The following is a 1,179-nucleotide window of genomic DNA, read 5'->3' as shown; positions in this document are numbered from 1 at the left end:
TATAAAGCGGGATTTAATCTGTCTTTCTACATCGCTATATTCAAAAAGTAAAATTAACGTGTTGAATGTTAATATTAAGTTATGTATATTAATTTGAATAAATATTCATTAGTTGGACATTCACCCTTGTTGAAAGTGGGATTTTAGTCCGCTTAATGCGGCGTTATGTGTTGCTGTTAACTTAGGAGTCAATATGAGCTTCAAATCTTGGCTGAGCTACTCGGGATTTTCTAGTAAAACATCAGCTAGGCCTCAAGATCCACTTGATAATAATTCCCGAGAGTTTCTAGCTTCAATCTTAGATACATGCAAAACCAAAGTAAGAAAACTAAGTGCTGGAACTATGGTATGGCGCGCACAGGCTGGATCACACAATGTGGCTTCACCAGATTTCCACATTGATGAGCGTGTTCCATACACATTTAAGCGAATGAAGCCTGATGCAGAACATTCATCTGATGGACGAGCAAACACTAAAGGGATTCCCTGTTTATATGTTGCAGCAGATGCTGAGACAGCAATACATGAAATTAGGCCTTGGCCTAGTTTAGTTGTGAGTCTCGGGAAATTGAAGCTGGTAAGAGAGCTCAAATTTATAGATTTTTCAGAGTCATCAGATTCTGAACAGTTCCCATACTTTTTCTTCAATGAGCCTTCTGCTGACGAAATAATAAAGGCAGTATGGGCTGCTATGGATTTTGCTTTTTCTTGGCCTGTGGCGGAATCTGATTCCAAATCAGAGTATGTACCGACACAAATAATATCGGAGCTTATCAAATCGAAAGGATATGATGGGATCATTTACAAAAGCTCTATAGCTAAAGGGCGCAATTATGTTCTTTTCAATTTAAATGATGCGGAAGTTGTTCAGTGTGATTTATTTGAAGTAACTAAGGTTAAGTTTGACTTCGAAAAGTTATATTAGAGATCTACTTTGGCTACGGAACTTAGCAACACATAACAAGAAAATCAACAAGGACACGTAACAGTTGGCTACGTTTCGCTTCGCTACACAATTTTAGCCAACCATTACTTAGCCCGTTAATTGGGCGTCTGGTATGACTCCCCACGTCAAGTTTAAAAACACTGATCCCTGCTCAAAAAAAGAGCCATAATTTATTCTTTATAAAATTAAATGAGTTAACGCACTAGATGAAGCAAGTAAATTCGTCGGTTTTC

Annotated in this window: 1 protein-coding gene; it reads left to right on the top strand. The window is 37.7% G+C overall.

What is annotated here, in order from left to right; translation table 11 throughout:
• Positions 1-193 precede the first annotated feature (193 nt).
• Entirely contained in the window at positions 194-925 is a 732-nt protein-coding gene (locus H4J59_RS01395; RefSeq protein ID WP_182236173.1) for an RES family NAD+ phosphorylase, read from the top strand.
• Positions 926-1,179: the final 254 nt, after the last annotated feature.

The organism is Colwellia sp. MB02u-10 (genome assembly GCF_014077185.1).
In the GTDB taxonomy this organism is placed as follows: Bacteria; Pseudomonadota; Gammaproteobacteria; order Enterobacterales; family Alteromonadaceae; genus Cognaticolwellia.
The sequence above is the reverse complement of the archived record's forward strand: the minus strand, read 5'-3'. Positions and strand labels throughout refer to the sequence as shown.